This is a genomic window from Corynebacterium tuscaniense (assembly GCF_008693065.1).
In the GTDB taxonomy this organism is placed as follows: Bacteria; Actinomycetota; Actinomycetes; order Mycobacteriales; family Mycobacteriaceae; genus Corynebacterium; species Corynebacterium tuscaniense.
This window is the reverse complement of sequence record NZ_VXKH01000090.1, coordinates 1-4438: the sequence shown is the minus strand read 5'-3', so window position 1 is coordinate 4438 and position 4438 is coordinate 1. Positions and strand designations below refer to the sequence as shown.

General features: G+C 62.7%; 5 protein-coding genes and 1 pseudogene. 4 read left to right on the top strand and 2 right to left on the bottom strand.

All coding sequences use genetic code 11. From position 1 onward, the window contains the following. From F4V54_RS10210 to F4V54_RS10200, 3 genes and pseudogenes are all read left to right on the top strand, one after another. Positions 1 to 300 (top strand): annotated as a pseudogene (locus F4V54_RS10210) (bifunctional methylenetetrahydrofolate dehydrogenase/methenyltetrahydrofolate cyclohydrolase); the annotation flags it as partial. Beyond that, positions 284 to 646, top strand: a complete 363-nt coding sequence (locus F4V54_RS10205; RefSeq protein ID WP_376997495.1) for a DUF3017 domain-containing protein — start codon at positions 284 to 286, stop codon at positions 644 to 646. The pseudogene F4V54_RS10210 and the gene F4V54_RS10205, both read left to right, overlap by 17 nt. Before the next feature lie 31 nt (positions 647 to 677). Then, positions 678 to 1574 (top strand): DUF1266 domain-containing protein, encoded by an 897-nt coding sequence (locus F4V54_RS10200; protein ID WP_150387063.1) that lies wholly within the window; start codon positions 678 to 680, stop codon positions 1572 to 1574. Between the two features lie 26 nt (positions 1575 to 1600). Here F4V54_RS10200 and metX read toward each other — a convergent pair whose 3' ends face one another. Further along, positions 1601 to 2743 carry a homoserine O-acetyltransferase MetX gene (gene metX / locus F4V54_RS10195; RefSeq protein ID WP_150387062.1) on the bottom strand — a complete coding sequence of 381 codons (1143 nt, stop codon included), beginning with the start codon at positions 2741 to 2743 and terminating at the stop codon, positions 1601 to 1603. 20 nt (positions 2744 to 2763) lie between these two features. Next, on the bottom strand, positions 2764 to 4107 hold the full coding sequence (locus F4V54_RS10190; protein ID WP_150387061.1) for an O-acetylhomoserine/O-acetylserine sulfhydrylase: 1344 nt from the start codon (positions 4105 to 4107) through the stop codon (positions 2764 to 2766). Between the two features lie 143 nt (positions 4108 to 4250). Here F4V54_RS10190 and F4V54_RS10185 point away from each other — a divergent pair. Then, the coding region (locus tag F4V54_RS10185) for a hypothetical protein (protein WP_150387060.1) at positions 4251 to 4438 on the top strand (188 nt) is incomplete at its 3' end.

The following is a 4438-nucleotide window of genomic DNA, read 5'->3' as shown; positions in this document are numbered from 1 at the left end:
GCCGTGCTCTGCCACACCGGCACCAAGGATCTCGCTGCGGAGACGCGCCGCGCGGACGTGATTATCGCGGCCGCCGGCAAGCCCCACATGATCACCGCCGACATGGTCAAAGAAGGCGCCGCCGTGCTTGACGTCGGAGTTTCGCGTGTCGACGGCAAAACCACCGGCGACGTCCACCCCGACGTCTGGGAGAAAGCCGGTTGGGTCTCCCCGAACCCGGGTGGCGTTGGCCCCATGACCCGCACCTTCCTGGTGCGCAACATCGTGGAGCGTGCCGAGCACCTTGCCGACGCACAGTAACAAACCGTCCGGGCCGGGTGCTGCGCCCCCGCCGAGCCTGGACAACCCGCACGACATCTACAACCCACCATCAAAGCTGCCTCTACGTGTGCAGCAGGTGATGGTGGCGTTGTTCGTGCTCGGGTTCGTGGTGGCCACCCTGTTTTCCATGACGGAACACTGGCGCCGTGCCACCTTCACCCTTGGCATGGCCATGCTGTGGCTCACCGCGTGCCGCCTGACTTGCGATTCGCAGGTGATGGGTTTGCTGGCGGTGCGCTCCAGGCGTTTCGACGCCATCTTCACCGGAGTTACGGGCGCCGCCCTCGTCTGGCTGGCGGTGTCGGTGGACGCCCTGGGTAGCTAGCTGCCCCTGCTCAGTGCGGTAGCCTCGAGTCATGTTCGGCTGGAATAAGAAGAAAAAGAAGAAAAAGGGCCACTTTTCCATGCGGGGAGCCATGGCGCTCGGATTGTCGAAAAATTACGACGAGCACATGGACTGGGCGATTGAGCCCGGGGAAATGGAACTCAACCATGTGGAGACAGGGGCGCTTCCGATTGAAGGTGGCCTGGCAGTCTCGCTCATGATGCCGTTTGGCGAGTCCGAAAAGGCACCGATGGATGCGCCTCCGCAAGTGATCACGCCGCAGGCGGGCCCCGATCAGCAGGCGGCATACGAGCATTTCAAGATGCTTCTCGCCCAGGGGTGGGGGATCAATACCCCGGATGACCTGCTCGACGTGGTCTCATCTTTGTTGGGCGACCCAGGCGATGCGGAGTATGAGGTTCTACGTCCTTATATGCAGCAGCTCGCCGATCTTCCTTTCGAGCAGCGAGACGATGCGGTCCCGCAGATCATTGAGGCAGCGGTGGCTGACCTCCGGGACACCGAGATCCCAGAAGACTTCTTGCGGGAGCGGCTTGAAGTCTGCCTCGACCTCTACACTCAGGAGCACAACGAGAAGCTGATCCCGCAGAAGCTTCCGAGCACCCTTGCGGGGTGGGATATTGGGCGCGCTGCCCGCGTAGCCCGAATCGGGTGCATCATCGGAATGATCGATCTGGACCAGTACCTGCACATTTCCTCTGTTGCGCTTGCTCTCACCCGGGAGTATTCGGAGAGTTGGCGCGACCATGTGGACCAGTACCTACTCGGGCGCGCGAAGTGGCAGGAGATTCTCGATGAAGAATCTCTGGACTACCGCGACATGATGTGGGTGCGGTTGAACCACCCCGATTCAGTGTGGTTCAAATACCCGCTGCACGGCGACTACAGGACAGAGCCGAACGCCTAGACCCACGCATTCGTACTGGTGGTGGGCTAGATCTCGTAGTTGCCGCGCTGCTTGGCTAGGTCCGTCGCGGACGGGGTCTGGTCAGCCAGCGCGATGAAATTGCGCAGGATGTGGCCCATCTGGCGGGTCTCTACAAGGAAGGCATCGTGGCCGACGGGGGAGACGATCTTGTTCATGGCCAGCAGGTTGCCAATATTGCGTGATAGGTGTTCCTGCTGGTGGAACGGGTACAGGATGTCCGTGTCCACGCCCACGACCATGGTGGGCACGTTGATCTGGGCCAGTGCGCGGTTGAGTCCGCCGCGGCCGCGGCCAATGTCGTGGCGGGAGAGGGATTCGGTGATGGTGACGTATGAGCCGGCGTCGAAACGCTTGACCAGCTGTTCACCTTGGTGGTCGAGGTAGCTTTGCACGGCGAAACGCTGGTGTTCGTCCCGGTGAGTACCCAGGGGGTTTTCGCCGGGTTGGGCCATGGTGCCGAAGCGCTCGTCGATTTCCTGCTCGCCGCGGTAGGTCAGATGCGCGATGCGACGCGCGGCAGCCAGGCCCGCGTCAGGGGAGGAACTGGTGCCGTAGTAGTCACCGCCCTGCCAGTCCGGGTCGCGCACGATGGCGGAAATCTGGGCGGTTTGAATCCCGATCTGCCAGGCTGATGCACGCGCGGATACGGCGATGACGCAGGAGTAATTTGCCCAATCGGGGTACATGAGCGTCCATTCCAGGGCGCGCGCACCACCCATGGAGCCGCCGATGATGGCGTGCATGCTGTTGATGCCCAGTGCTTCCAGGAACTTTGCTTCGGCGCGTACCTGGTCGCGGATGGAAATGGCGGGGAAGCGGGATCCCCATACGCCGCCGTCCGGGTGCTCGCTCGAGGGGCCCGTGGAGCCAGAGCAGCCGCCGAGGACGTTGGTGCACAGGACGCAGAAGCGGTCGGTGTCCAGCGGTGCACCGGGCCCGATGAGATCGCCCCACCAGTCGGCCACATTCGAGTCGCCGGTCAGAGCGTGCTCGACCACGATGAGGTTATTGCGGCCGTGCGGGTCGCCGTTGAACTCGCCCCAACGCTGGTACGCGATCTCCACGCTGTGGATGACCGCGCCGGCCTCCGTGGTCAGATCACCAATGCGCTGGGTGGCAAGCTCACCTTCGGGTGGGAGAGGGATCATGCCGTTTATCCGTTTGCCGTTTATCCCTTTGCTGCGTTTAGCGCAGCAAAGCCAAGTTCGAGGTCAGCGATGATGTCTTGGACATCCTCGATGCCGACGGACAGGCGGATCGTGCCCTGGGTGATGCCGGCGCGCTTCAGACCTTCCTCGTTCGACTGGGAGTGCGTGGTGGACGCCGGGTGGACAACGAGGGAGCGGACGTCGCCGATGTTGGCGAGGTTGGAGTGGAGATTGAGGGCGTCGATAAACGCCCATGCTTGCTCGCGTGCGGTGGCGGGATCGGAGGCGGCGAGGTCGAAGGAGAGGACCGAGCCGGTGTACTTCAGGCCGAGCTTTTCCTTCGTGGCGTAGTGCGGGGAGGACGGTAGGCCCGCGAAGTTGACGTATGCGACTTCGTCCTTGGCAGCCAGGTACTCGGCCACCTTCAGCGCGTTCGCATTGTGCTTTTCGACGCGCAGCCCCAACGTATCAATACCCTGCAGCGTCACCCACGCGTTGAACGGGGAGATCGCAGCACCGGTGTCACGCAGGATGCCGGCGCGAGCCTTCACGGCGAAAGCTGCGGGGCCGAGGTCGGCGTAGACGAGGCCGTGGTAGGCGGGGTCCGGGTTAATAAAGTAGGGGAAGACGGGGTCGCCGGCGCGGGTGACGGTCCAGTCGAAGGAGCCGCCGTCGATAAGCGCGCCACCGAGTGCTGCGCCATTGCCGCTGTAGAACTTCGTGGTGGACACAACGACGATGTCCGCGCCAAGCTCCAACGGCCGGACCAACGCGGCGGTGGCCATGGTGTTGTCCACGATGAGCGGTACCTGGTTGCGGTGCGCGACCTCCGCGACGGCTGGGATGTCCAGGATGTCCGCGATTGGGTTGCCGAAGGTTTCGCCGTAGAACGCCTTCGTGTTCGGCTTCACGGCGGCTTGCCAGCTCTCCGGATCATCCGGGTTGTCCACGAAGCTGACTTCAATGCCTAGGCGGGGGAGTGTGACCTCAAAAAGGGTCTCCGTACCGCCGTAGAGGCGCGGCGAGGTGACAATGTGGTCGCCGGCGCTAGCCAGGTTCGTAATAGCCGCGACCTCTGCAGCCATGCCCGAGGCGAAAGCGACGGCTGCGACACCGCCTTCCAGGGACGCGAGACGGTTCTCCAGCGCCTCCTGCGTCGGGTTGGTAATACGGGTGTAAATCGGGCCCGGATTAGTCAGAGCGAAACGGTCATGAGCGTTCTGGGTGTCCTCGAAGACATAGGACGTGGTCATGTAGATCGGCTGGTTGCGTGCGCCGGTATCGGAGTCGACGCCTTGGCCCGCGTGGATGGCGCGGGTGTTGAAGGACCAATCATTAACGGCAGTGTTGTTGTATTGAGGCATGCCCATAAAAGTAGGAGTCACCCGGGGGGCGGGCAAGCAGTTGTAGTGTGGTCGGTTCGCGCAAAATATAAAAAATTGGACCAAGCTGTCTATTTAGGTGCTGGGCCAGCTTGGAACAGGTGAATTTAAATCGTGCGTAGCGGGTGAAAAACCAGTCAGCACACGGCGGCGATAGCCAACCAGCGGCGAGGTACATCGTGTGGGTCGACCGCAGCCGCGCGGGCGAGTTGTTCCAGGAGATCTGCGCGGTGGCCACTGGCGTGGGTGCGAAGCCATGCGGCATCGGCCATAAGGCGCTCACGATTGGTGCCGGTGACCGCGCGGCGGCCTT

Excerpts from the sequence above, each read along its gene's own strand:
- F4V54_RS10200 (WP_150387063.1), top strand. The coding sequence starts at position 678 with ATGTTCGGCTGGAATAAGAAGAAAAAGAAGAAAAAGGGCCACTTTTCC.
- metX (WP_150387062.1), bottom strand. The coding sequence starts at position 2,743 with ATGATCCCTCTCCCACCCGAAGGTGAGCTTGCCACCCAGCGCATTGGT.
- F4V54_RS10190 (WP_150387061.1), bottom strand. The coding sequence starts at position 4,107 with ATGCCTCAATACAACAACACTGCCGTTAATGATTGGTCCTTCAACACC.